Genomic DNA, 24,735 nt, shown 5'->3' with positions numbered 1-24,735 from the left:
CTCGTGGTTGCGCTGCGTGGTTGGGATCGCGCAGGGTGGCCGGCGCCGGCCGCTGCGTCCAGACAGCATGGTAGCGCACCTGGACGGCGCACGGCCTGGCAAAAGGGTGGATCGGTGTAGTCGCCGTCAGTCGCGCGAAGGAACGAACGTGAAGCGCCGTTTCAGCCGCAGGAACGGCATTTCGACCGTGCGATACAGCAGCGAGGCGAGGAGCACCGTCCCGGCGAAGGCGAGCAGCGTGCCGATCGTGTCGCGCCAGGCCCCGAGGCCGACGGCGTCGCAGGCCCGGGTCAGTTCCGGTTTGAACTTGTCGTAGACGAGCCAGAAAAAAAAGATATGGGTCAGGTACAGGCCGTACGAAATGCGGCCGAGGTAAATCAGGGGCGCGGGCAGGAAGCGCCGCGGCATGCCGAGCACGCCGACCAGCATCAGCGCCGCACCCGCAAGCACGAGAGGCCAGCCGGCCAGGCTTTCGGGCACCGTCGACCGGGGAACATCGGCCTTGATGCCAAAGACGGCCGACGCCACGAGCCACGCCGCGACCGCAAGGGCGAGTACGGCGCATCGGGTGGCGATATCCCAGTTCGGCTGCCGGCCGCGCAAGACCAGCGCCAGCAGCATGCCGCCCGCGAAGAACTGGAAATGGACGAAGCTGTTGGTCCATTGGCCGCTGAAACCGGACGTTGGCGTGAAGCCGCGGGCATAGTGGACGATGACGGCGTACGACACTGCCAGCACGGCGAGGTTGACCGCCACGAGCGCGCGCCGGCCGAGCATGGCGAGGCAAGGGATCACGATGTAGAACTGCTCCTCGACCGAGAGGCTCCACATCGGGTTGACCGGATATTCGATCCAGCCGTTGAGCGTGATGTACCAGTTCCCGGCGAACAGCATGAAGGACAGCCATTTTGCCGGCGAATCGGCGCCCGCACCGGGCAGGACACGGTTCAACAGGACCAGCCCGAAGAACACGAGGAAGTACAAAGGCCAGATCCGCAATATCCGCCTGACATAGAACGCGCGCACGTCGATGCCGCCGGACGCATCCCGTTCCCGCTCCAGCAACTCGGTGATCAGGAAGGCGCTCAGCAGGAAGAATACGGGGACGCCGTAGACGCCGATCTGCGCGAACGCGTGGAGCCAGGGGTGCTGCGCCTGGTCGATCGGTGCCAGGTCGGTGCGATGCGTCATGAAGACGAACATGAACGCGATGAAGCGCAGCACGTCCAGTTCCGGGCGATAGTAGCGGGCCGGTTGCCGCGCGTCCCGCGCGCCGGGGCGATGCTCGTCGCGTGATTCAGGCACTTCCAGTGTCGCACGTGCGTCCCGCATGCGATCCCTTCCATGATGGGCCGCCGGCGTCCACCCTGCGGCTGCCGGGCCCGTCGCGTGCGGTCATGAACCGACCATTGTAGGCAGAACCGGGTTTGGCACTACCACTATCGCCACTAAAAATGCAAAAAACGGCAGAGGAGAAAAAACGTTGGCGGCGCCGATCGGCGGGCGCAGTGCAAAGGGATGTGATCAGGGGAAGACCGGCGCGGCAGGGGCGCGCCGGTCACGAGGTCGTGCGCGGGAGGACCGGGGCGGCGCCCGGCACGCGCGTCAGGTCTTGTCGGGCCACTGCGAATACGGCTGCCGGATCAGGCTGGAATTGTAGTAGCGCTTGTCGCCCGTGACTTCCACGCCGATCCAGTCCGGCTTCTCGAACGCCTCGTCCTCCGCGTCGAGCTCGATCTCCGCGACGAACAGCCCCGCGTTCAGGCCGAGGAATTCGTCGACTTCCCACGTGTGGCCCGCGTGCTCGATGCGATGGCGGATCTTTTCGACCTGCGGCTGTTCACACAGGCCGTCCAGCAGTTCGGTCGCGTCGGCGACGGGAATGTCGTACTCCCACTCGCCGCGCGCGGCCCCCGTCGACTTGCCCTTGATCGTGAGGACGGCGCGTCCGCCCTCGATGCGCACGCGCACGGTGCGCACGGGGTCGGCCGCGAGGTAGCCCTGGCGCATGCGCGTCGCGCTGCCCTGCCCGCGCCAGCCTTCATTGGCCAGCAAGAACTTGCGTTCGATCTCGACGCCCATGTGTGCTCCCCGTCAGTCGTCCAGCGATTGCAGGATCGGCTGCAGCATGGCGGCGCCGAGCGCGCTGCTGCGGGCGCCGTTCCAGCCGACGTACGGGTCGGGCAGGTTGGCGTTGTCCTTGAACGGCATCTCCAGGGTCAGCGACAGGCACTTGAACGTGTGGCCGACGTACTTCGACGCGAGGGTCAGCAGCTCCTCGTTGTACTTGCTGGCGGCATAGCCGTACACGTTCTGGAAGTCGGGGCTGGACGCCATGTAGCGCTCGATGAACGCGTTCTGGGCGGCCAGGCGCTCCGGCGTGAAGTCGGCCAGCATCTCGCTGCCCGCCACGAAGTTGTACGGCAGCGCCTCGTCGCCGTGGATGTCGAAGAACATGTCGACGCCTGTCTCGTGGATCTTGTTCTTCACGCACAGCACTTCCGGGCTGCGTTCGAGCGACGGCGTCATCCATTCGCGGTTCAGGTTCGCGCCCGCCGCGTTCGTGCGCAGGTTGCCGCGCACGGAACCGTCCGGGTTCATGTTCGGCACGATGTAGAACACGGCGCGCTGCAGCAGTTTCCTCGCAATGGGGTTCGAATTGTCGAGCAGCGCATCCATCATGCCCTCGACGAACCATTCGGCCATCGTCTCGCCCGGATGCTGGCGCGCGATCACCCAGATCTTTTTCTCGGCCTGCGGATTGCCGATCACGACGAGGTTCATGTCGCGCCCGTCGACGGTCGTGCCGATGTCGTGCACACGCGCCACCGGGTTCTCCGCCACCTCGCCGAGCAGGCGCAGGTGGCGTTCCCACGTGTACGGCTCGAAATAGGCGTAGTAGATGCTGTCGAGCTCGGGCGTGTGGTTGACGGTCATGACCTGGCCGTCGAACGACGTCGGCACGCGGAACCAGTTCTCCGTGTCGTAGCTGGCGGCCACCTGGTAGCCCTCGAAACCCTTCGGGTACGTCGCCTGGCCCGCGTTCAGGAACCGGATCGTGCACGCCTTGCCGCGCGCGCCCTGCAGGCGGAAGTGGAACCACTGGTGGATGTCGGCGTGCGAATCCTTGCGCAGCTGGAGATCGATCTGGCGCGGGTCGGTGGCCTGGACGACGTCGATCGCACCGGAATCGAAAAGCTGGCTGATCTTGATGGGCATGGGCGTTCCCTGGAAAACGTTCGAAAAAGGAATGATAGCGCTGCCGCTTACGCGTCGAGGTCGATCAGGTCCTTGCTGTAGGCCAGCATGATCTGGCGCATCAGCTCGACGTTGCCGCGGTCGAGGACGACCGTGAGGTCGGGTTTGCGGTCGAGGTTGTACGTCATGCTGATCTTGCCGGGCAAGACCTTGCACTGCACCGTGAAGGCGCGCGGGATGTTCGGATGGTCCCAGTCCCACTGCGTGATCTCCGGGCCCGGGGGCGGCGGCTGCAGGGTGGGATCCTGGTTGACCGGCAGGTGTTTCAGGAGCCAGAACACGACCGACGCCGGCACGAAGACGGCAACGTCGCTTGCCCCGTGAGCGGAGAACTTGGTCAGCAGGAGGTTGCCGACCCGGTCGCACGACATGGACATGCTCTTGACTTGACGGATGACCGCTGATTTCACGACGAATTCCTATGGGCTGAGTGATTGAAAGCCCGGGGATTCTATCGCATTCTATTTTCGTGGTGTGTTAAAGAAATGCAAAACGGGGAGTCTGCGCTCCCCGTGTGGAATCGAAGGCAGAGGGACGGCGCCGCCACCGTCCCGTCTGCACGGCATTACTGCTTGTTGCCTTTGGACGAGCTGCGCGACGAACCCGATGCCGACTGGCGGTTGCCGTGGCTCATGCTGCCGGCGCGGCGTGCCTCTTCCGAGGTGAACTCGTGAGCGGTGCCCTTCTGGTGGGCAGCCTTCCCACCCTCGCTGGCGATCTGGCGCTGGCGCTCCGGATCCATCGATGCGAAACCGCGGTTTTTCGTGCCGCTGCTCTGTTTGTTGCCTTGATTGCTGGATGCCATGGTTCTCTCCTCGTTACAGTTGAAACCGCCGCGTCCTGCGGCAGGCTGGCCGATGCCATCGATGCACCGATGAGCGCTCGGTGGGAAGACATGTTAGGCACCAGGATTAGATGAGACTATAGGACCATTTCAGATGACTTTGTAGGACAAAGTGAGACAGAAAATGCAATATTGAAATTTTACTTCCGGTAGTAAATAACTCTTCGGTATTCGTCCTACATATACCCGGTGCGTCTTCCTATACTGAAGTCTGCATCGGACGCGCATCATGCCAATGTTGTTCCAGATCGAAAGGAGACGACCATGGACGCGAATCAACGCAGCGAAGCGAATAACCAGACGAATAACGGGGCCAACGAAAAATGGACGCCGGGGTCCGAGGGCGCCAGCGCCGACCACGGCCAGCCGCTCGACCACACCTATCCGCGCGGCCTGGGCGCGCAGCAGCAGGGCAACCAGCAGCGCGACATCATGGGCACCCAGCAGAGCGGTGCCGGGCCGGGCGCCCGCGCGGGCGACGATGCCGGCATCCCGGGCGGCTCGATGGACACGCAGATCAACGGCGGTTCCGGCGCCGTCCAAGGCATCACGGACAGCCACCAGCGCCAGATGGAGCAGAAATCCGGCGCCTACGGCTTGCTGGAACAAGCCGTAGGCCACCGACCGAAGGACTCGGGCGTGGACCTGGCCCGTGAACGGGACATGCACCGCGACGTCGCGCGCGGCAACATGGCGTCGCAAAACGCGGCGCCTCCCGACTTTCAAGGGGGCTCGCTCCCGGATTCACGCGGCAACCTGCAAGGGACCACGCAGACGCACGGCGGCGGCATGCACGGCCCGCGCAGTGAACTGCCGTCCCAGCCGCCGGGCGGCTCGATGGGCAACCGCCAGTCCGGCACGTCGTCGACGCAGGGCGGTGGCATGCCGGGACCGGGCGCTGCCGGCGGCCGCGAAGCCCAGCGCGGCAACACGCAGCTGGAAGTGACGGGCTCGCGCTCGATGTCCAACCAGAATTCGGACGTGGGCGGCGTGCACCAGTCGAACGACGTGGCAGGCGGCCTGCCCCGCTCGCCGGGCAACACGGGCGCGGACAGCACCGACCGCCAGGGCTCGCAGACGGGTTCCACGGCCTCGGCGGGCGGCCCGGCCGTGCACACGTCGAACGACGCCGCCGGTGGCTACCCGCGCAGCCCCGGCTTCGCCAACAAGCTGCACGGCGACGACAACATGGACGACGACACGGGTTTCAAACGCAAGCCCTGAGTCCCCGCGCCGGCCCGCGCGCGGCCGGCGCTTCCTCCCTTCTTGATCCAGATTGAAGCACTGGCCGGGTTCCGGAACCCGGCCATTCCACGCGCGGTCGAACCGTCACATTGCCACCGCTGCAATGCACAGGCAACCACGGAGGGCCACCATGACCGCGCCTTGGCAACAAGCGCGACGCATGCTGTGCGTGCGTCTCGACTCGCTCGGCGGTGTACTGATGAGCACGCCGGCCATGCGCGCGCTGCGCGAAGCGGCGCCGGGCCGCACGCTCACGCTGCTGGCCGCCCCATCCGGCGCGGCCGCGCAACCGTTCATCCCGGAACTGGACGCTGCCATCCCGTGGACGGCACCCTGGACGCCGTCCGCCCGCCCCGCCGACGGACAGCCATACGCGGCCGCCCAGGCACCGCTGCGCACGCTGGCCGAGGGCGGCTTCGACGCCGCCGTCATCTTCACGTCGTACACGCAGAGCGCGCTGCCCGCCGCGCTGCTGTGCCACCTGGCCGGCATCCCGCTGCGCCTCGCGCATTGCCGCGACAATCCGCACGACCTGCTGACCGACTGGATTCCCGATCCCGAACCGGCGACGCTCGTGCGCCACGAAGTCCAGAGGCAGCTCGCCCTCGTGCAGCGGATCGGGTGCCGCGGCGGCGCCGCTGGACTGTCGTTCGTGCCCCGAGCAAGCGACACGGCCACGGTGGCGGAACGCCTGCGCGCGGCCGGCATCGACCCCGCGCAACCGTGGATCCTGCTGCATCCGGGCGCCGGCGCCGCGTCGCGCCGCTACCCGGCCGGGCATTGGGCGCAGGCGCTGCGCATGCTCGCGGACGATCCGCACCTGCCGCTCGTCCTCACGGGCGGTGCGGCGGACGTGGAGCTCGTCGACGAGATCATTCATAAGGCCGCGGTGCCCGCCGCAGTACCTGCCGCCGTGCCTGCCGTATCGCTCGCCGGGCGATTGTCCCTGGGCGAACTGGGCGCGGCGCTGGAACTGGCGGCCGTCGCCGTGACGAGCAACGCCGGACCGGCGCACATCGCTGCCGCCGTCGGCACGCCCGTCGTCGACCTGTATGCGCTGACGCATCCACAACACACGCCGTGGCACGTGCGCAGCCGCGTGCTATTCCACAACGTGCCTTGCCGCTTCTGCTACCGCGGCACGTGCCACCAGGGTCACCACGCCTGCCTCGACGGCGTCGCACCGGGGCGCGTCGCAGACGCCGTGCGCGAACTGCTCGATACGGGGCAATCGCCGGGGACGGCTGCGGCGTGCGCGTCGTCCGGCGCATCGGAGCAGTCCATGGTCACTTGACGGGCGTTGCGACGCCACGGTCGCGCCACGCCTGCGCGGCCGCGCGCCACCGCGCGCGTTCACGACTGCCGCTCCAACTGCGCAAGCCGCGCCTCGCATTCGCGCTGCTCGCGACGGTCGCGGCGGTACGTGTACAAGGTGTTGGTCAGGCAGGTCAGCACGGCCGTCGCGATACCGACCGCCGTGCCGACGTCCGCCAGGGTCAGCGACGCGCCGATCGACGCCATGCCGGCGACGTAGCTCGCCACGCCGAAAATGTTTGGTCTGCTCATAGATGTTCTCCCCCGTCCACGATTTTTTCCGTCTCCCCTTCACAAGGGCCGCCTCGTCGCGTAAAGTATAGAACTCTAAACTGATCAACGTCAAGAACGCTAAACTTCAACCGAGTTTAGGACGCTAAACATGAATCTCTTATCCGACCGCCTCGAGTACGTCCACCGCACCATGCCGCAGCTGGAAGGCGAACGGGGCCAGACCGGCCTCGTGAAGGCGTCCGGCGCTTCGAAAAGCGTGGTGAACCAGTGGCTGACCGGGAAGATCAAGTCGATGGACATCCGCTACGCACTGAACCTCGAGCGCGAGCTCGGCATTTCGCACATCTGGTTGATGACGGGCGACGGCGATCCGCGCCAGGCCCCCCTGCACCACATGAAGGATGGGCTGGCCGTCCGCGCCGCGGAGAACGACGATGCCGAATTCGTCCAGATCCGCATGGTCAAGCTGCGCTTGTCGGCCGGGATCACGGGTTTCCAGGCGGAGCCCGAGCGGCGCGACGGCGGCACACTCGGCATGCGGCGCACGTGGATCGAGCGACATAACTACCATCCCGACCACCTGATCGCCATCCTCGTCAAGGGCGAGAGCATGGAGCCGTCGCTGTATGCGGGCGACATCGTCATCATCAACACGCTGGACACGAAACTCGTCGACGGTGCCGTGTACGCGTTCAACTACGAGGGAGAAGCCGTCGTCAAACGGCTGACGCGCGATGCCGGCAAGTGGTGGCTCACGTCGGACAATCCGGACCAGCGCAAATACCATCGCAAGCTGTGCCAGACCAATGCGTGCCTCGTCATCGGCAAGGTCGTGCGCAAGGAAAGCGATCGCATATGAAGGTCGAGGTCGCCGTCGCCGAGCTGAAGGGCGTGCGCGTCTCGCTCGCGTTTCCGCCGCCGTCGTGGGTCGCGCCCGGCGTCGGCGACGTGCTGCTCGACCGGCTGCGCCCGTATTTTCCCACCTTGCCCGTGATGCTCGTCGCCGTGCACCGGCATGACGTGCGCGCACACGCGGTATTCCAGGCGCAGGCGCTCGTCGACGGCGCCGACCTGGCGCACCTGCCGCGCACGGTCATCGACCTCGACGTGCCGCCCGCGCCGCCGGACGCACCGCCGCCGTTCTAGCAGGCAGCGCATCCCGGCTCAGAGCGCCTGCCACGCCTGCGCATCTCCCGCCGCGACCGCGGCGCGCCGGCCTTGCGCGGGCAGCGCGGGACGCGTGGCGACGGCGGTCCGCGCGCCCTGCTCGTCTTTCAGGCGGAAATGGCCGACCGTATCCGCAAGGGCCGCCGCCTGTTCGTCCAGCGCGCCCGCGGCCGCGGCGGCTTCTTCGACGAGGGCCGCGTTCTGCTGGGTCACCTGGTCGATGTCGGCCACGGCGCGATGCATCTGGTCGATGCCGGCGGCCTGTTCGCGCGATGCCTCGGCGATGTCGTTGACGATGGTCATGACGTGCCGGACGCTGGTGACGATCTCCGCCATCGTCCTGCCCGCCCCCGTCACCTGCACCGTGCCCGCCTCCACGCGCGCCAGCGACGACTCGATGAGGCTCTTGACGTCCTTGGCCGCGCTGGCCGAGCGCTGCGCCAGGCCCCGCACTTCCCCGGCCACGACGGCGAAGCCCCTGCCCTGCTCGCCGGCGCGGGCCGCCTCGACGGCCGCGTTCAGCGCGAGGATATTGGTCTGGAAGGCGATGCCGTCCATGATCGCGATGATGTCGGCGATCTGCACGGCCACCGTGCGGATGTCGCCCATGGTCGCCACGACGCCGGACACGGCATCGTGGCCTTGCGTCGCGATGACCGACGCCTGCGACGCCATGCGGCTCGCCTCGAGCGCGCTGTCGGCATTGCGCTTGACGGTCGCCATCAGTTCTTCCATCGAGGACGCCGTCTGTTCCAGCGCCGTCGCCTGCTGCTCCGTGCGCGCGGACAGGTCGAGGTTGCCCGCGGCGATCTGGCTGGATGCCGTCGCGATCGCATCGACGCCTCGCCGGGTCTTGTGGATGATGCGCAGCAGGCTGCCATTCATGTCGTTCAGCGCGGTCAGCAACTGACCCGTCTCGTCGCGCCCGCCTGCCTCCACGCTGCCCGTCAGGTCGCCCGCGGCCACGTCGCGCGCCACGGCGACGGCCCTGCCCAGCGGGACGGTGATGCTCGTCGTGATGAAATAACTGAGCACGGCCGCGGCCAGCAGGGCCACCGCGGTCAACCCCACGAGCGCCGTCGTGCCGGACGCGACGGCCTCGCGTCCCAGCTCGAGCTGCGTGCGGGCAATGTCGCGCTGCAGGTCGACGAGGGCCTGGTAGCGTTCCAGCAGACGGTCCTGCCTGGGCAACGTCTCGCCCAGCATCGTGCGCGTGGCGTCGTCGCGGCGGCCGGCCGTGATCGCCTGGATCACCTTGTCCAGCGACGTCACGTACGCTTCGCGCTCGTCCTTGATGTGCGCCAGCAGGTCCTTGCCGGCCTTCGATGCGACGAGCCTGTCGAGCGTGCGCAGGTAGTCCGCCACCTTCGCGCGGTTCGCGGCCATTTGCGCGAGGATGCGCTCGACATGGCCCGCATCGGCGGCGAGGAACAGTTCGTTGGCGCGCTGCGCATTGGCGCGCGTCAGCGCGCTCACCGTGAGCGCCGCCTCGACCTTCGCCCACTCGACGTCCGCGATATGGCCTGTGATGCGGTCGAGGCTCTTCAACCGGGTTATGCCGACCGCGGACAGGACGACCATCACGGCGATGATCAGCCCGAAGGCCAGGTGAAGGCGGGCGGCGATGCGCAGATGGGTGAATTTCATTGGGTCTCCGGACTCGATCGAACGACGCAGCGCGGAGCGCATTACCACCGATCTGTCCGGCAGGGGACGCGCGCCGCGCACCAACCGACATCATTTATTGGATAGGACATCGATGGCTTGTGGGGCGTCAACGGGACGAAAAAACGGCCGGCGCGAAGGCCGGCCGTGTCGCCCACGTGCGCGTCGATCAGCCGCTGTTGCGCAGGCCTGCCGAGATGCCGTTGATCGACATGTGCAACCCGTTGCGGGTCGCGTCGTCGTCCACGCCGGCGCGGTAGCGGCGCAGCAGCTCCACCTGCAGGTGGTTCAGCGGGTCGATGTACGGCAGGCGGTTGCGCAGCGAGCGCTGCATCTGCGGGTTCCCGTCCAGCAGCTCGTCCTGCTCCATGATCAGCTTGAGGATGGCCACCGTGCGCGCGTGCTCGGCGCTGATGCGCCCGAAGATGCGCTCGCGCAGCGAAGCGTCCGCCACCAGCGCCGCATAGCGGCCGGCGATCGCGATGTCGCTCTTCGCGAGCACCATGTCCATGTTCGACAGCAGCGTGGTGAAGAACGGCCATTCCTTGGCCATCGTGCGCAGCAGCGCGAGGCGCTCCGCGGGCGCGTCCGCGATGAAGCGTTCGACCGCCGTGCCGAAGCCGTACCAGCCCGGCAGCATCAGGCGGCACTGCGCCCAGCTGAACACCCAGGGAATCGCGCGCAGGTCTTCGATCGAGCGCGACTTCTTGCGTGACGCCGGACGGCTGCCGATGTTCAGGCCCGCGATTTCCGAGATGACGGTCGACTCCCAGAAATAGGTCTCGAAGCCGTCCGTCTCGTACACGAGCGAGCGGTACGCGGCGAGCGCTTCCGTGGACAGGCGGTCCATGGCGGCGACCTGCGCGGCGTCCGGCTGCGGCTGGGCGTGCGACAGCAAGGTCGCTTCCATCGTCGCTGCGACGAGCACCTCCAGGTTGCGCCGGCCGACGTCGGCGTTCGCGTATTTCGCCGTGATCACTTCGCCCTGCTCCGTCAGGCGGATGCGGCCCTGCACGGCGCCCGGCGGCTGCGCGAGGATCGCCTCGTAGCTCGGCCCGCCGCCGCGTCCGACGGAACCGCCGCGGCCATGGAACAGCTGCAGCTTGACGCCGTGCTCGCGGAACACCGCGATCAGTTCCAGCTCCGCCTTGTGCAGCTCCCAGCCCGACGTGACGTAGCCGCCGTCCTTGTTGCTGTCCGAGTACCCGAGCATGACTTCCTGCAGGCGGTCGCGCGATTGCAGCAGCCGCATGTAGAACGGCAGCCCGAACGCCGCGGCCATGATGGCAGGGCCGGCGCGCAAGTCGTCGATCGTCTCGAACAGCGGGATGATGTTGACGTCGAGCGTGCCGAGCGTCGGATGCAGCAGGCCCGCTTCCTTCAGCAGCACGGCCACTTCCAGCAGGTCGGAGACGGACGCCGCCTTCGAGATGATGTAGTTCGTGACGGCGTCGCGGCCGTACTTCACGTGCGCGTGCTTCGTCTCGCGCAGGATCGCGAGTTCGGACGCGGTTTCGTCGGAATAGGTTTCGAACGGCGACACGAGCAGGCGCGGCGACTGCAATTCTTCCAGCAGCACCGTGCAGCGCTCGGCTTCGGCCAGCGCCAGGTAGTCGACGCCGGGGCGCGCCTGCGCCATGAGTTCCGCGATCACGCGCTCGTGCACGTCGGAGTTCTGGCGCAGGTCGACGGGCGCCAGGTGGAAGCCGAACACCTTCACGGCGCGGCGCAGCAGGCGCAGGCGCCCGCGCGCGAGCTGGCGCGCGCCGTTGGCGACGAGCGATTCGTGGATGACGTCCAGGTCGGCCAGCAGGTCGGCCGCGCCGGCGTAGGCCGTCGCGGCCGGTTCGAGCGCGCCCGACACGAGCCACTCGCGCGTCGCCACGAGGCGCGCATGCATGCCGTGCAGCGCCTGGCGGTACGGCTCGTCCTGGTGGTGCGGCGAGTTGTCCGGCGCGCGCCCGGCGATGCGGTGCAGCGCCTCGGTGCTGCCGCACAGCGACTGCGCCTGCGACAGCTGCGACGCCAGCGTGTGCACCTCGGGCAGGTAGAAGTCCAGTGCGCGCGTGGCTTGCGCGCGCAGCGTGGCGCGCAGGATGTCGGCCGTGACGAACGGATTGCCGTCGCGGTCGCCGCCGATCCAGCTGCCCACCTTCATGAACGACGGCAGCTCGGTGCCGTCCCACGCGGCATCCTTCTGCGCCAGCGTGTCCTCGAGGGCGCAGTACAGGCGCGGCAGGCTCCTGAACATCGTGTAGTCGAAGAAGGACAGGCCGTTCTCGACTTCGTCCAGCACCGACAGCTTGGCGGGACGCAGCAGGCGCGTCTGCCACAACGTGAGGATCGCGCGTGCGAGGGCTTCGTCGTTGTCCTGCTCTTCGTCCGGCGTCAGCTGGGTGCGGTCACGCTCGCCGATCAGGCGCGCGATCGCCATCTGGCAATTCAGGACGCTCTTGCGCTGGACTTCCGTCGGGTGCGCCGTGAACACGGGGCTGACGTGCGCGTTCTCGAAGAACGCGGGCAGATCGCTCATTCGGCCGGCGTGGAACACGCCGTCGACGGCATGCGCGATGCTGCCCTTCTTCGGCGCCGAGCCCGCGGACAGGTGTGCGCGGCTGCGGCGGATGTGGTGCTGGTCTTCCGCGATGTTGGCCAGCAGCGAGAAATACGTGAAGGCGCGGATCAGCTGGGTGCGCTCGTCGGACGAGATGCCGGCCAGGATCGCCGCCAGTTCCTCGTGCGCGCTGCCGTCCTCGTCGCGGCGGAAACCGATGCTGCTTTTACGGATCGACTCGATGCGCTCGAACACGCCGTCGCCCTCCTGGGCCCGGATGGTTTCGCCCAGCATGCGGCCCAGCTGGCGGATATCCCGTCCCAGCAACTCTTCCTTGAAGTTCCGTGCCTCTTCAACGCTCATTCAAGCTCTCCAGATCAGTCGTCGCGGGGCGACGCAAAAATGTAAATAATTTACAGAACACGCACCAGCCGATCAGCGTTGGCGGACAACTCCTTGTATATACCAGCCCACATAACGTGGCGTGGCATAACGGAGAATGCAATGTTATGAAATTTTACTACAAACATTGTCGAGTTCGGGGGCGAGGTTGAAAAAATGCTACAGATTGAAGACGAGGGCGCGGCGCCGGTGTGGCGATCACGTGATGCGCACGCCACCCGTCGAGACCTGCGGAAGCGCTGAACAAGTCACGTTCGCGGGCGGCCTGTCGGGTCCCCTCGCGCGTGACCAAGCCGTTGCTGGCCAAGTGCACGTTGATTTCATCGAAGATCCGGCGCGTCAGGTTGTGCTTTTCCAGCAGTCGGCGGAACTTCGGCAGCGTCACCGCATCCGGCGCCGATTCGTGCGTCAGATCGATACCGACACGTCCCCGAATCGATTGGCTGCGCCGGTTCTATTTCCCGCTAAACAAATATCTGGATTGTCATATACCAATCTTGAAGATTCGTTTATTAATGGCTTTGGCGAGGGGGCGAAGCGGCTCGGGAGTCAGTTTTCGGATGGTTCTGAGTAAGACGGGGTCTTGCTTTTTATTGACATGCACTAGGTAGAGGTTCGGATGAACACAATTTAGAAAATTAAGATTTTTTAACGGCTCCCTTCCCTTGCTGGCAAGGCTCCTGTAAAGCGCAGAATTTTCTTTTGCATAGAGAAAAGTATTCTGTTGATACCAGTAAGGAATTTCACTGTCTCCCCAAAACCTTTCCCTGAATAAATCAAAGGGAAAATAACCTTTCCGACAGAACTTTTCCGCCCAATAACTATGCGGCTGCTCGTTGATATGATTCGTGCCGCCTTGCTTAGTGTAAGCAGCCCCGAACAGGATAGCATCGGAAAGATTCGTAAGAGATTCCACGAATTGATCTGCTGATTCTGGCGCCAAATGTTCCGCAACCTCTAACGACATTGCCAGGTCAAATCGATCGAACTCAGCCATCTCGATTGGTAGATTTAGATCTTTCGCAAAGAAGCGAATGGACTGGTCAGCCATATTTGCTTGACTATTCCATTCCCCGTCGATGCCAACGAGTAAAGTTGAGCCAAGCTCACCAAATGCCTTGAGCCAGGTTCCCCTGCCACATCCAATGTCGATGACGCTGTCGGGCTGGTAAATTGACAGCAATTCCGAGGCGTATCTTCTTCCGCTACGATAGGAGCCATCCATCTGCCCCTTGTAAAAGTCTTCATCGTAAAAACCAGTATGTTTTTTCATCACATGACTCATAGTTTTCTCTTTATGACAATCGTTCCGGAACCACTGACGGTGTCTGATTTCTATGATGACACTCGACGATAGCTGTCGAGTTTCAGTCGCCAGGCGAACACATCGAAACGCCCGTTGCTCTCCCTCGATGAGGAGCAACGGCTAGCCTACCCCAATCGTCACGAGCGGAGCGCAGCCCACGCGAGTCAAGAACGCGACCGCTTCCTTGCCTTGCGCTCGATCTGGCGCACCGATACCGGCTCGTGTGGATCGGATTTCGATCGATTTCCGATGCGCTGCGAGTCAATGGACATCAACGCGCACGGCAACGAGCCACCGACGCCGTACGCGTCCGCACTTGTGCGCCGCTCGCCCGAATGACGTGTGCCGGCGCGTCCCTATTCCTGTTCGAACATGGCAATGATCTCGTCCGCCACCGCGCGCACGTGCGGCGAGCGGCGCACGTCGCCGTGCATGACGAGCCACAGCTTGCGCCGCACGGGGCACGGCGGCGCAAGCACGACGAGCCCCGGCGCGCCGGCTACCGCATAACGCGGAAACACGCCCACGCCGCAACCGGCGACGGCCGCCTGCAGCAACGTCAGCAGATCGTTCGACCGCAAGGCATGGCGGCGGGTGCCGCGCAGCTTGTCCAGCCATTCCTGCTGCGGCGCGTCCGGCTGCATTTCGTCGTAGCCGAGGAATTCCCAATGCGCGGACGCGCGGCTCGCCACGTAGTCTGCATGCGCATACAGCGCGTAATCGACGTGCGTCAGCAGTTTCGCGACGAGCCCAGGCGACGTCGGGCGCGCGAACCGCAGCGCGATGTCGGCCTGGCGCCGCATCAGGTCGGCCGTGCGCGCTTCGGCGCGCACATCGATTTCCACGCCGGGCAGGCGCGCCAGCGGCCCGCGCAGCCGGGGGGCCAGCAGGCACGCCGCCAGCGCCGGCGGTGCGGACACGTGGACGACACCCGCGACCTCGCTCGCGCCGCGCGCCGCGTTGAGCAGTGCATGCATGCCGTCCTCCAGCGTGCGCGCGTAAGGCACGAGGGCCGTACCGGCGGCCGTCAGCGACCAGCCCTTCGGGAAGCGATCGAACAGGTGGGCGCCCAGCGCCGTTTCGAGCGCGTCGATGCGGCGTGCCACCGTCGTGTGCTCCACGCCCGTCGCGCGCGCCGCGCCCGACAGCGTGCCCGCGTCGCACAGCGCGAGGAAGAAGCGGAGGTCGTCCCAGTCAGGGGTCTGCATTGCGCCATTATGCACGGAACGTGCATTGTGCATTTATGCACCGAACACGTGCGCATTTCGGGAATTTCGTTCAGGTGGCGGCGCGGCTACGCTGACGTTTTCATCGACAGGAGAACGACATGCACAAGCAGATCGCCGGCATGGTGCTGGCCAGCGCCGTCCCGGCCGCGCACGCCGCAGTGCCCGAGCTCGCGGGCACCTGGACCCTCGTCGCGGCCGACGTGCAGCGTCCGGACGGCAGCATCGAACGCGACTACGGCGCCGCACCGAAGGGGCGCCTGTTCATCGACGCGCAGGGCCGCTACGCGCTGCAGATCTTCAAGGCGGAACGCCCGCGCTTCGCGACCGCGGACAAGGCCGCGGGCACGGTCGACGAATTGCGCGCCGCCGTGCTGGGGTCCAGCACGCACTACGGCACCATCGCGCTGGAAGACGGCCAGCTGGTCTTCCGTATCGAGGCCGCGTCATTCCCCAACTGGGAAGGCACGGTGCAGCGCCGCACTTTCGAACTGCATGGCGACGAGCTGCGCTACCGCGTGCCGGCGCGCCCGGATGGCGGGATTCCGATTTCGGTCTGGCGCCGGATGCCGTGACGGGAGGCCGTCAGGCGATCTCCACCCGGTCGCGGCCGTTCGCTTTCGCGCGGTACAACGCGCCGTCCGCCCGCTTGATCGCGGCGCCGAAGTCCTCGTCCGGCTTCAGCGACGTCACGCCGAACGACGACGTGACCCGCAAGCCGTGCGGCCACGCCTGCGCCGAGAGCGCGGTGCGCAGCTTTTCGATCATCGCCACCGCGTGGGCGACGTCGGTCTCGGGACACAGGAGGAGGAATTCCTCGCCGCCCCAGCGCACCAGCTTGTCGCTCGAGCGGACTTCGCCGTGGATCACGCCGGCGAAGCCCTTCAACACCTCGTCGCCGGCATCGTGGCCGTATTCGTCGTTGATCCGCTTGAAATGGTCGAGGTCCATGAAAACGACCGCCATCTCTTCGTCGACGCGGCCGGCGACGTGCAAGCGTTTCATCAACACTTCCCTGAGCCCCTGGCGATTCAACGCGCCGGTCAGCGGATCGGTGTAGGCCTGGTTGGCAAGGTCGCGCGCTTCCAGTTCCAGCGCCTTGTTGATGGTGGCCAGCAGTTCGACGCGCGCATTGCTGGCAGATAGATTGGAACGCACGTGCACGAGGCTCAGCGACAGCCCGAACACGCCGCACGCGATCCATGCCGCCACCAGATAGGTCAGCAGCTTGGTGTTCGATATCCACTTCCCGCGGAACTCGATGGAGCGCACCTCGATCGAGACCGACTGGCCCGACGGCACCGATCCCGTCGATATCTCCACGGCCGTGATGTTATCGAACCGGCTGTAGGTTTTTTCCAGCGGGACGTGGTTCGACGCGATCCACCAGTCCGCGGTGCGCAGGACGTTGACGGGAATCGTGAACGTGGACTGTGCGGGCACGTCGAATTCGACCGAGTCGTACCGCTGCGAGTTCCAGTCGCCGATCCTGGAGAATTCCGGCTCGAAATTCGTCAGGTGCAGCCTGATTTTTCTTCCGAACGGTCCCGCATACCGCATGTTGAACGTAATGGAGTCGAACTGGCTGAAGTCCATGCCCTTCCCCGCCTCGCCCAGGTGGAATTGCAGCTTGCAGAACGGCCAGGCGTACGCCGCCCCGAGGTCGCAGCGCATGACGAAGGCATCGTCGGACCGCACGAGCGTCGCGACGGAATTGCCGTCTTCGTGACGGTCGTCGGTGACGGTGACGCCGTAGGGGTGCCGGGGCGATATCTCGAAGACCCGGGTCATGCCGAGGTGCTGCCAGACCAGTAGCGTGGGGGTCAGGATCAACAATAATCCGACCACGGACTGGACGATCGTGACGGCGCGCGCGGATCGACGAAGCATGGGGAGATCGCTCATGTATTGACTGGCGATCAATATACTGAAAACGTCATGCCGTTGCGATAGTTTTCCGTGCGGAAAACATGCAAAAAAGCCAGTTCGCGTTGGAAACCGTTACCCAAGGACATTGATGACTAGGACGGAACAACTTGTTCACGCCAAGTCCTGCGCCGCGCTGAGAAGTAGCCCCAACGCGAACGGCGCCAGAGCGCTTTTCCGATTCTCAGATGCACTCGCCTGCATCAGATCGAAAAGAACAGCTGCAAACGAAAAAGGCCAGCTCGGAAGCTGGCCTAACTCGCTTGAATTCATTGGTCGGGGCGAGAGGATTCGAACCTCCGACCACGTGCACCCCATGCACGTACGCTACCAGGCTGCGCTACGCCCCGACTTGGGCGACAATTATAACAGAGGCACGCGGGATGACTAGCCCTTTTGTCACGAAGCATCTTGCCATCATTTCCACTCTCCCCGCAGCGCCAGCACCTCTTCATACAGCCCTTCCGGCGTGACCTCCTGCGGCGCCACCGGCCGGCCCACCGCGAGCGCCAGGCGCGACCGCAGGCCGCGCGCGAACGAGCGCTCGAACACGTTGGACGGATCGCGCGAGAACACGCTGCCCCACAGGCCGCGCAGCGCCATCGGGATCACGGGCACCTTGCTGCGGGCGACGATCTTGGCGATGCCGCCGCGGAATTCGTTAAGCTCGCCCGTGCGCGTCAGCTTACCTTCCGGGAAGATGCACACGAGCTCGCCCTCGTGCAGCGCCTGTGCGATGTCCACGAACGCCTTTTCCATCAGCCACGGGTTCTCGTGCGCGGGCGCGATCGGGATCGCCTTCCCGGTGCGGAACATGAAGCCCAGAAGCGGCGTCTTGAAAATGCGGTGGTCCATCACGAAGCGGATCGGGCGCGGGCTCGCGGCCAGGATGACGATGGCGTCGACGTAGCTCACGTGGTTGCACACGAGGACGGCGGCGCCCTCTTCCGGGATGCGGTCGACGTCCACCGTCGACACGCGGTGGATCGTGTGGATCAGCAGCCAGGCCAGGAAGCGCATCAGGAATTCCGGCACGAGCGAGAAGATGTAGACGGCGACGACGGCGTTCAGCAGCGCGGTCGTCAGGAACACCTGCGGAATCGTGAAACCATGGCCGAGCAGCACGGCGCCCACGCCGGCCGACGCCACCATGAACAACGCATTCAGGATGTTCATGCCGGCGATGGTGCGCGACACGTGGGCCGGATCGCAACGCGTCTGGATCAGCGCGAACAGCGGCACGATGAAGAAGCCGCCGAACACGCCCAGCAGCACGATGTCGGCCAGGATGCGCACGATGCCCGCTTGCGCCAGCACGCCCGCGACATCGACCGGCGCCGTGTTCGTGTAGCCCAGGCTCGCGAAGTACAGGTCGATGCCGAACAGCGACAGGCCGATGGCGCCGAACGGCACGAGGCCGATCTCCACCTTGCGGCCCGAGAGCTTTTCGCACAGCAGCGATCCGGTGCCGATGCCCAATGAGAACACGGTCAGCAGCAGCACGAACACGCTGTGATCGCCGTGCAGGTAGTCCTTCGCATACAGCGGGAATTGTGCCAGCACGAGGGCACCGTAGAACCAGAACCACGAATTGCCCAGCATCGAGAGGAACACGGTGCGGTTCTTGCGCGAGAACGCCAGATTGCGGACCGATTCCGCGACGAAGTTGGCGCTGATCTTCAGGTTCGGTGCAGGGGCCGGCGAGACAGGGATACGCCAGCTCGTGACGAGGCCCAGCACCGCCACCGCGAGCGTTCCGAATGCGACCAGGTGCACGCCGACGGCACCGTGGCCGGCCAGTACCGCACCCATCACCTCGCCCAGCAGGATGCCGACGAACGTGCCCATCTCGATGACGCCGTTGCCGCCCACGAGTTCCTCGGCCTTCAGGTGCTGCGGCAGGTACGCGTATTTCACGGGGCCGAACAAGGTCGAGTGCACGCCCATGCCGACGACTGCCGCGACGAGCAGCCACAGCGTGTGCGTGAGCCAGCCCGCAGCGGCGATGGCCATGATGCCGATCTCGAGCAGCTTGACGAAGCGTGCCAGCCGGCCCTTCTCGACCTTGTCCGCGATCTGGCCCGCCGTGGCCGAGAACACGACGTACGGCAGGATGAACAGGCCCGGGATCAGCTGGTTCAGCAAGTACGCAGGCACCGTTGTCCAGGACAGCGCGTCGTACGTGAGCACGACGAGCAGCGCCGTCTTGAACAGGTTGTCGTTGAAGGCGCCCAGGAACTGGGTCCAGAAGAATGGTCCGAAGCGGCGCTCGGTCAGCAGGGCAAACTGGCTGCGGTGGGTGGGGTGGCTCATGCTCGGCGGGAGGTAGCAATGTCAGGGATGCGACAATCTACAACACAACCGGCACCTTGAACACAGGATGTTGTTGGGCGTGAATCAAGAGTCGTGGTTTCCGCTACCTGCAAGGGCCTGAAACGCGCCCGCGACGGCATCCGTCGCGATTCGCATCACCCGGCGCGGGTCAGGCCACCCGCGTCCACGCCCGGTACAGCGGCCCGATGCCCAGCACGACGACGACCATGCGCGCGACGTGGAACGCCGTCACGACGGGCACGCCGAGGTGCAGCACGCGCGCCGTCAGCGCCATCTCGGCGATGCCGCCGGGCGACGTCGCGAGCACCATCGTCCCCGGATGCATGCCCGTGATCGCAGCCACGCAGAACGCGAACGCGCCGGCCAGGAGCAAGGTGACGACCGTGCACGCCGCCACGCTGGCCAGGTAGCGCGGCGCCGTGTGCACGAACGCGGGCGTGAAGCGCGTGCCCAGCGAGACGCCGATGAACAGCTGGCCCGTGCGGATCATCCATTCCGGCAAACGTGAAAGCTGCACGCCGGCCGCCGTCAGCATCATCGCGACGAGCAGCGGGCCGATCACCCACGCGTTCGGCAGGCGCAGGCGTTTCAGCGCGAGGGCGGCGGCGCTCGTCAAGGCGATCAGGATACACAGGCCAGCCACGTCGACGCGGCCCGCGAGCGGCGCGAACGCATCGAGCCCCGCGCCCCAGCCATGCGACGCCAGCCAGCGCACGACGAACGGTATCGTCCCGACGACCATCATGATGCGCAGGCTGTGCGCCGCGGCCACGCGTTCGACGACGGCGCCATGGCGCTCGGCCTGCACGGCCATCTCGGACGCACCGCCGACGGCCATCGCGAAGAACGCCGTCGCGTCGTCGCTGCCCGACAGCCGGCGCAGCAGCGCGCCGCCCGCCATGCCGAGGCAGACGGCGAAGCTGACGGCCAGCGCGATCCAGCCCACGTTGCGCGCCAGCGCCGCCAGCACGGGTGCGCTGAAGTACAGGCCCAGCGCCGTGCCGATCGCCCACTGCCCCGCCTCGCGCGCCTGCACGGGCGCGGAGAGGCGTGCGCCCAGCATGCACGCGATGGCGGTGGAGAACAGCGGCCCGATCATCCATGGCAGCGGCGTGTCGAGGGCGATGCAGGCCTGCGCGGCCACGAAGGCCAGCGCCAGCGCGGGCAAGAACGCGCGAATCAAAACACCCAGAGCTTCTCGGCGGGCATCTCGAGCCAGTAATTGCCCGGATCGATGCGGTGCTTGGAATAGGCGCGCACGCTCGAGCTGCCGTGCTTGAACAGGCATTCCCAGCGGTCGCCCAGGTACATGCACGTGGACAGCGGCAGCTGGATGCCGTTGTCGACCGGGTTGCGGCCGATGCGCACTTCTTCCACGCGGATCAGCGCGGACGCATCGGCGTCGGCGGCGGACGCGCCGTTGCCGCGCGCCGTCGCGTTCAGCGCCATGCCCTCCACCTGCAGGCGCGCGGCGCCGCCGTTGCGGGCGACCACTTTCGCCGGCAGGCGGTTGTTACTGCCCATGAACTCGGCCGTGAACAAGGTGTCCGGCGATTCGTACATCGATTGCGGCGTGCCCTGCTGCTCGATCTTGCCGTTGTTGAGCAGCAGGATGCGGTCCGAAATCGCCATCGCCTCGGCCTGGTCGTGCGTGACCATCAGTGCCGACAGCCCCAGGCGCACGATCAGCTCGCGCAGGAACGCGCGCGCTTCCTCGCGCAGCTTGGCGTCGAGGTTCGACAGCGGTTCGTCGAGCAGGATCACGGGCGGGTTGTAGACGAGCGCGCGGGCGATCGCCACGCGCTGCTGCTGGCCGCCGGAGAGCTGGTGCGGAAACCGCTCGCCCAGGTGGCCCAGGCCCAGCTGCGCGAGCACTTCGCGCACTTTCGGCTCGATGTCGCGCGCGGTCATCTTGCGCAGCTTGAGGCCATACGCGACGTTGTCGAACACGGTCTTGTGCGGCCACAGCGCGTACGACTGGAACACGAGGCCCAGGTTGCGCGCCTCGGCGGGCAGTTCCAGCTTCTTGCTGCCGTCGAACACGGGGCGCTCGCCGATGTCGATGGTGCCCGACTTCGGGCTTTCCAGGCCGGCGACGGCGCGCAGCAGCGTGGTCTTGCCGCTGCCCGAAGGGCCCAGCAGCGCCACGACTTCGCCGCGCTGCAGGTGCATCGACACGCCCTTCAGGATCGGGTTGGCGGTGGCGCCGTGGCCGTAGTCGAGGTGCAGGTCGTTGACGGTCAAAACGTTCATGATGTTTGTCTCGCTTTTTTAATTGTGTAACTTGACGCCGAAGCGCAGCGCAATACCGAGGCCGATGGCCACCAGCGTGATGTTGATGAACGAGAGCGCGGCCACGAGATCCGTCGAGCCGCCGGCCCACAGCGACACGAGCATCGCGCCGATCACCTCGGTGCCGGGCGACAGCAGGTAGACGCCCGTCGAGTACTCGCGTTCGAAGATCAGGAAGACCATCAGCCAGGCGCCCAGCATGCCGAACTTGATCAGGGGGAGCGTCACGTCGCGCGTGACGCGGCCGCGGCTCGCGCCCACGGCACGTGCCGCCTCTTCCAGTTCCGGGCCCACCTGCAGCAGCGACGTCGAGACGAGGCGCATGCCGTACGCGAGCCACACGACGGAGTACGCGAGCCACAGCGCGAAGATCGTCGAGCGGATCTGGCGCAGCTGCGGAATCAAGTGCTCCGACAGCCAGGCCGCCACGCCGTTGTCCATGCCGCGCAGCAGGCCATCGAGCCAGCTGGGCACGAACAGGAACACCCACAGGAACGACAGGCCGGCCAGGAGGCCCGGCACGGCGCGCGGCACCAGGACGCTGTAGTCCAGCAGGCGCGTGATGCCGTCGTTCTTGCGGTGCATGGCGAGTGCGATCGCCGTGTAGCAGGCCACGGCCAGTGCGCCGCCGATCACGCCGATGAGGATCGTGTTGACGATGCCGCGCACGAGCGACGGCTCCTGGAAGATGTCGCGGAAGTGCTGCAACGTGAGCACGTCGGCCAGCTTGACGCCCTCGCCCCAGTACTGGACGAACGAGCGCAGCACGATGCCGGACAGCGGCAGCACGATGGTCACGAGGATCCATGCGCCCAGCACGGCGAGCGCCGCCCACTTCCACTTGCCCAGCGACAGGGGTTTCTGGCGCGCGCCCTTGCCCTTGATCGACACGTATTTGTTGGCCGACTTCAGCAGCCAGCGCTGCAGCATCACGAGCGGCAGGGTGACGGCGACGAGGCACACGGCGACGGCGGCCATCAGGTGGTACGACGGCGTGCCCAGTTTATTGGTCAGCTTGTACAGGTACGTCGCGAGCACGAGGTGGCCTTCCGGGTCGCCCAGCACGAGCACGAGGCCGAACACCTCGAAGCCGAGGAAGAACACGAGCACGCCCGCATACGCGAGGGCCGGCATGATCATCGGCAGCGACACGTTGAACATCACCTGCCACGGCGAGGCGCCGGACACGCGCGCCGCTTCCTCCACGTCGGAGCCGAGGCTCTTCAGCGCGGACGAGGCGTACAGGTACACGTGCGGCACGTGCGTGAGGCCGGCGATGACGACGATGCTCGTGAACGAATACACGTTCCACGGCACGAAGCCCAGCAGCTCGTGCATCCACGTCGTGTAGAAGCCGACGGGGCCCATGGAGACGACGTAGCCGAAGCCCATCACCATCGGCGACACGAAGATCGGCACGAGCAGCAGCGGCGCGATCCAGCCGCGGCCCGGCAGGTCGGTGCGCACCATCAGGAAGGCGAGCATGCCGCCCAGCGGCACGGCGATGACGGCGAGGCCGGTGGCCAGCAGCATGCCGTTCTTGAAGGCGAGCCAGAAGTCCGGGTCGTCGAAGATGAAGCGGAACGCGTCCAGGCCCAGCATCTTGTCGGGCATGAAGAACGGCGCCGTCAGGAAGCTCTGGTAGAAAACGAGGAACAGCGGCAGGAAGATGGCCACGCAGGTGAGCAGCACGACGACGCCGCGCGTCCAGTTGAAGCGTGGCGCGCGCACGGCCGGCAGGTTGCCGGCGCCGTCGGCGTCCTTGGTGTCGAGTGGCATGGTTGAAGTAGGCATGGGATATCCGATCGAATGAAGCCGGCGGGCGCGAGCCCGCCGTGTACGTCCTTAGACTGCTTACTTCTTGCCGGCGGTGGCCTTCCATTCCTTCAGGAACGCGAGGCGGAGCGCCGGCTCCAGGTATTCGGCGACGGCCGGGCTGACGGGCAGCGGCTTCAGGTTCTTCTCGCCGATTTCCTTGATCAACTCGCTCGACGTCGTCTCGCCCGTGACGTCGGCGCGGATCGCGAACAGCTTGGAGGCGTTGGCGATGACGGTCTGGCCGCGGTGCGACAGGATGTAGTCCGTCCACAGCTTGGCGGCGTTCGGGTGCTTCGCCACCTTGTTGATGAACGTGACGCGCGAGATGACCAGGGTGTAGTCCTTCGGCAGCACGACGCCCAGCGACGGGTCGGTCTTGGCGCGCACCAGGGCGTAGGAACCGAGCACGTTATAGCCGATCAGGTTCTCGCCCGACGAAATGCGCTCGAGCATGGTGCCCGTCGACGACTGCACGCGCACCTTCGCGGCGCCGAACGCCTGCTCCAGCTGCTTGTATTGGGCGAAGTCGTGCGCGTCCTGCGTCATGAACATGAAGCCGACGCCCGATTTCTCGATGTCGTACGTGGTGACCTTGTCCTGGAACTTCGGCTGCTGGATGATGCGCACGAAGTCGGCGTGCGTCTGCGGCACTTCCTCCGCCTTCAGCAGGCGCTTGTTGTACACGAAGGCGGCCGGCTCGAACGTGGTGCCGTACGCCGTGTCCTTCCACGCGGCCCATGCCGGCAGCTTGGACGCTTCGACCGATTTATATTGCATCGCGTAGCCGCCCGCGGCCAGCTTCATCTGCAGGTCCATTGCCGACGACCACAGCACGTCGGCCGTGTCGCCGCCGGCCGCGTTCTCGGAGAAGAAGCGGTTGTACACCTCGGTCGAGTTCATGTCGTTGTACTCGACCGTGATGTTCGGGTACAGGGCATTGAAATCCTTGATCAGCGGCTGGGCGGCCTTGCTGTCGGTGGCGCCGTAGATCACGAGCTTGCCTTCCTTCTTCGCGCCGTCGACCAGTTGCTGGTAGCCGGCCGGATAGCCGGCCGGCACCTCGGCCAGTGCGGATGCGCACGATGCGGCCGATGCCAGGACAGCTGCTGCGATCAGGGTCTTCTTGAAGTTCATGGTTGTCTCCTAGGGT

At 65.9% G+C, this 24,735-nt stretch carries 21 protein-coding genes, 1 tRNA gene and 1 pseudogene; 5 read left to right on the top strand and 18 right to left on the bottom strand.

The features are described from left to right. Positions 1-126: 126 nt before the first annotated feature. The 5 genes from HAV22_RS20225 to HAV22_RS20205 all read right to left on the bottom strand — a co-directional run bounded on the left by HAV22_RS20225 (position 127) and on the right by HAV22_RS20205 (position 4,063). Complete coding sequence (locus tag HAV22_RS20225; protein WP_166861560.1) at positions 127-1,332, bottom strand: acyltransferase family protein; 1,206 nt, start codon at positions 1,330-1,332, stop codon at positions 127-129. 273 nt (positions 1,333-1,605) lie between these two features. Next, entirely contained in the window at positions 1,606-2,082 is a 477-nt protein-coding gene (locus HAV22_RS20220; protein ID WP_166861559.1) for a CYTH domain-containing protein, read from the bottom strand. 12 nt (positions 2,083-2,094) lie between these two features. Next, the gene (locus tag HAV22_RS20215) at positions 2,095-3,219 is read right to left on the bottom strand and encodes a M14 family metallopeptidase (protein WP_166861558.1); all 1,125 of its coding nucleotides are present in this window, start codon (positions 3,217-3,219) and stop codon (positions 2,095-2,097) included. Positions 3,220-3,266: 47 nt separating this feature from the next. Beyond that, a complete protein-coding gene (locus HAV22_RS20210; protein WP_371869691.1) occupies positions 3,267-3,668 on the bottom strand; it encodes a hypothetical protein in 402 nt (133 codons plus the stop codon). Between the two features lie 155 nt (positions 3,669-3,823). Next, a complete protein-coding gene (locus HAV22_RS20205) occupies positions 3,824-4,063 on the bottom strand; it encodes a KGG domain-containing protein (RefSeq protein WP_166861557.1) in 240 nt (79 codons plus the stop codon). A gap of 303 nt (positions 4,064-4,366) precedes the next feature. Between HAV22_RS20205 and HAV22_RS20200 the strand changes: the two genes are divergently transcribed. Both HAV22_RS20200 and HAV22_RS20195 read left to right on the top strand, forming a co-directional pair. After that, a complete protein-coding gene (locus HAV22_RS20200) occupies positions 4,367-5,326 on the top strand; it encodes a hypothetical protein (RefSeq protein ID WP_166861556.1) in 960 nt (319 codons plus the stop codon). A 151-nt stretch (positions 5,327-5,477) separates the two neighbouring features. Next, entirely contained in the window at positions 5,478-6,641 is a 1,164-nt protein-coding gene (locus HAV22_RS20195; protein ID WP_166861555.1) for a glycosyltransferase family 9 protein, read from the top strand. A 59-nt stretch (positions 6,642-6,700) separates the two neighbouring features. On the opposite strand, the gene HAV22_RS20190 is transcribed toward HAV22_RS20195, so the two are convergent. Further along, a complete protein-coding gene (locus tag HAV22_RS20190) occupies positions 6,701-6,913 on the bottom strand; it encodes a holin (protein WP_229421329.1) in 213 nt (70 codons plus the stop codon). Positions 6,914-7,043: 130 nt separating this feature from the next. Between HAV22_RS20190 and HAV22_RS20185 the strand changes: the two genes are divergently transcribed. Then, positions 7,044-7,754: a S24 family peptidase gene (locus HAV22_RS20185; RefSeq protein ID WP_166861554.1), complete on the top strand. Its 711-nt coding sequence runs from the start codon at positions 7,044-7,046 to the stop codon at positions 7,752-7,754. Next, positions 7,751-8,041, top strand: a complete 291-nt coding sequence (locus HAV22_RS20180; RefSeq protein WP_166861553.1) for a hypothetical protein — start codon at positions 7,751-7,753, stop codon at positions 8,039-8,041. The genes HAV22_RS20185 and HAV22_RS20180 overlap by 4 nt, the downstream gene beginning before the upstream one ends. Positions 8,042-8,059: 18 nt before the next feature. On the opposite strand, the gene HAV22_RS20175 is transcribed toward HAV22_RS20180, so the two are convergent. The 5 genes and pseudogenes from HAV22_RS20175 to HAV22_RS20160 form a co-directional block, all read right to left on the bottom strand. After that, positions 8,060-9,709 (bottom strand): methyl-accepting chemotaxis protein, encoded by a 1,650-nt coding sequence (locus HAV22_RS20175; RefSeq protein WP_166861552.1) that lies wholly within the window; start codon positions 9,707-9,709, stop codon positions 8,060-8,062. 187 nt (positions 9,710-9,896) lie between these two features. Further along, entirely contained in the window at positions 9,897-12,644 is a 2,748-nt protein-coding gene (ppc, locus tag HAV22_RS20170) for a phosphoenolpyruvate carboxylase (RefSeq protein ID WP_166861551.1), read from the bottom strand. Between the two features lie 310 nt (positions 12,645-12,954). Then, positions 12,955-13,128 (bottom strand): annotated as a pseudogene (locus tag HAV22_RS30880) (IS5/IS1182 family transposase); the annotation flags it as partial. A gap of 39 nt (positions 13,129-13,167) precedes the next feature. Further along, positions 13,168-13,956, bottom strand: a complete 789-nt coding sequence (locus HAV22_RS20165; RefSeq protein ID WP_166861550.1) for a class I SAM-dependent methyltransferase — start codon at positions 13,954-13,956, stop codon at positions 13,168-13,170. Between the two features lie 389 nt (positions 13,957-14,345). After that, a complete protein-coding gene (locus HAV22_RS20160; RefSeq protein WP_229421328.1) occupies positions 14,346-15,197 on the bottom strand; it encodes a LysR family transcriptional regulator in 852 nt (283 codons plus the stop codon). A 119-nt stretch (positions 15,198-15,316) separates the two neighbouring features. Here HAV22_RS20160 and HAV22_RS20155 point away from each other — a divergent pair, with 119 nt between their 5' ends. Continuing rightward, entirely contained in the window at positions 15,317-15,790 is a 474-nt protein-coding gene (locus HAV22_RS20155; RefSeq protein ID WP_166861548.1) for a lipocalin-like domain-containing protein, read from the top strand. A 10-nt stretch (positions 15,791-15,800) separates the two neighbouring features. Here HAV22_RS20155 and HAV22_RS20150 read toward each other — a convergent pair whose 3' ends face one another. The 7 genes from HAV22_RS20150 to HAV22_RS20120 form a co-directional block, all read right to left on the bottom strand. Further along, a complete protein-coding gene (locus HAV22_RS20150) occupies positions 15,801-17,105 on the bottom strand; it encodes a GGDEF domain-containing protein (protein WP_166861547.1) in 1,305 nt (434 codons plus the stop codon). A 309-nt stretch (positions 17,106-17,414) separates the two neighbouring features. Continuing rightward, positions 17,415-17,491: transfer RNA gene (locus HAV22_RS20145), tRNA-Pro, on the bottom strand. Positions 17,492-17,558: 67 nt separating this feature from the next. Next, positions 17,559-19,454, bottom strand: coding sequence for an MFS transporter (locus tag HAV22_RS20140; RefSeq protein WP_166861546.1), 1,896 nt, complete (start codon positions 19,452-19,454; stop codon positions 17,559-17,561). A 169-nt stretch (positions 19,455-19,623) separates the two neighbouring features. After that, positions 19,624-20,658, bottom strand: a complete 1,035-nt coding sequence (locus HAV22_RS20135) for an AbrB family transcriptional regulator (RefSeq protein WP_229421327.1) — start codon at positions 20,656-20,658, stop codon at positions 19,624-19,626. Then, a complete protein-coding gene (locus tag HAV22_RS20130) occupies positions 20,655-21,728 on the bottom strand; it encodes an ABC transporter ATP-binding protein (RefSeq protein WP_166861544.1) in 1,074 nt (357 codons plus the stop codon). The genes HAV22_RS20135 and HAV22_RS20130 overlap by 4 nt, the downstream gene beginning before the upstream one ends. Positions 21,729-21,746: 18 nt before the next feature. Continuing rightward, complete coding sequence (locus tag HAV22_RS20125; protein ID WP_166861597.1) at positions 21,747-23,546, bottom strand: ABC transporter permease; 1,800 nt, start codon at positions 23,544-23,546, stop codon at positions 21,747-21,749. Between the two features lie 75 nt (positions 23,547-23,621). Next, the gene (locus tag HAV22_RS20120) at positions 23,622-24,719 is read right to left on the bottom strand and encodes an ABC transporter substrate-binding protein (RefSeq protein WP_166861543.1); all 1,098 of its coding nucleotides are present in this window, start codon (positions 24,717-24,719) and stop codon (positions 23,622-23,624) included. Positions 24,720-24,735: the final 16 nt, after the last annotated feature.

The sequence above is a fragment of the Telluria antibiotica genome (genome assembly GCF_011682055.1).
GTDB lineage: Bacteria > Pseudomonadota > Gammaproteobacteria > Burkholderiales > Burkholderiaceae_D > Telluria > Telluria antibiotica.
The sequence above is the reverse complement of the archived record's forward strand: the minus strand, read 5'-3'. Positions and strand labels throughout refer to the sequence as shown.

Coding starts and splice junctions, on each gene's coding strand:
- HAV22_RS20150 (WP_166861547.1), bottom strand. CDS start 17,105: ATGCTTCGTCGATCCGCGCGCGCCGTCACGATCGTCCAGTCCGTGGTC.
- HAV22_RS20155 (WP_166861548.1), top strand. CDS start 15,317: ATGCACAAGCAGATCGCCGGCATGGTGCTGGCCAGCGCCGTCCCGGCC.
- HAV22_RS20180 (WP_166861553.1), top strand. CDS start 7,751: ATGAAGGTCGAGGTCGCCGTCGCCGAGCTGAAGGGCGTGCGCGTCTCG.
- HAV22_RS20225 (WP_166861560.1), bottom strand. CDS start 1,332: ATGCGGGACGCACGTGCGACACTGGAAGTGCCTGAATCACGCGACGAG.
- HAV22_RS20205 (WP_166861557.1), bottom strand. CDS start 4,063: ATGGCATCCAGCAATCAAGGCAACAAACAGAGCAGCGGCACGAAAAAC.
- HAV22_RS20195 (WP_166861555.1), top strand. CDS start 5,478: ATGACCGCGCCTTGGCAACAAGCGCGACGCATGCTGTGCGTGCGTCTC.
- HAV22_RS20185 (WP_166861554.1), top strand. CDS start 7,044: ATGAATCTCTTATCCGACCGCCTCGAGTACGTCCACCGCACCATGCCG.
- HAV22_RS20175 (WP_166861552.1), bottom strand. CDS start 9,709: ATGAAATTCACCCATCTGCGCATCGCCGCCCGCCTTCACCTGGCCTTC.
- ppc (WP_166861551.1), bottom strand. CDS start 12,644: ATGAGCGTTGAAGAGGCACGGAACTTCAAGGAAGAGTTGCTGGGACGG.
- HAV22_RS20215 (WP_166861558.1), bottom strand. CDS start 3,219: ATGCCCATCAAGATCAGCCAGCTTTTCGATTCCGGTGCGATCGACGTC.
- HAV22_RS20165 (WP_166861550.1), bottom strand. CDS start 13,956: ATGAAAAAACATACTGGTTTTTACGATGAAGACTTTTACAAGGGGCAG.
- HAV22_RS20200 (WP_166861556.1), top strand. CDS start 4,367: ATGGACGCGAATCAACGCAGCGAAGCGAATAACCAGACGAATAACGGG.
- HAV22_RS20160 (WP_229421328.1), bottom strand. CDS start 15,197: ATGCAGACCCCTGACTGGGACGACCTCCGCTTCTTCCTCGCGCTGTGC.
- HAV22_RS20140 (WP_166861546.1), bottom strand. CDS start 19,454: ATGAGCCACCCCACCCACCGCAGCCAGTTTGCCCTGCTGACCGAGCGC.
- HAV22_RS20120 (WP_166861543.1), bottom strand. CDS start 24,719: ATGAACTTCAAGAAGACCCTGATCGCAGCAGCTGTCCTGGCATCGGCC.
- HAV22_RS20125 (WP_166861597.1), bottom strand. CDS start 23,546: ATGCCACTCGACACCAAGGACGCCGACGGCGCCGGCAACCTGCCGGCC.
- HAV22_RS20190 (WP_229421329.1), bottom strand. CDS start 6,913: ATGAGCAGACCAAACATTTTCGGCGTGGCGAGCTACGTCGCCGGCATG.
- HAV22_RS20220 (WP_166861559.1), bottom strand. CDS start 2,082: ATGGGCGTCGAGATCGAACGCAAGTTCTTGCTGGCCAATGAAGGCTGG.
- HAV22_RS20130 (WP_166861544.1), bottom strand. CDS start 21,728: ATGAACGTTTTGACCGTCAACGACCTGCACCTCGACTACGGCCACGGC.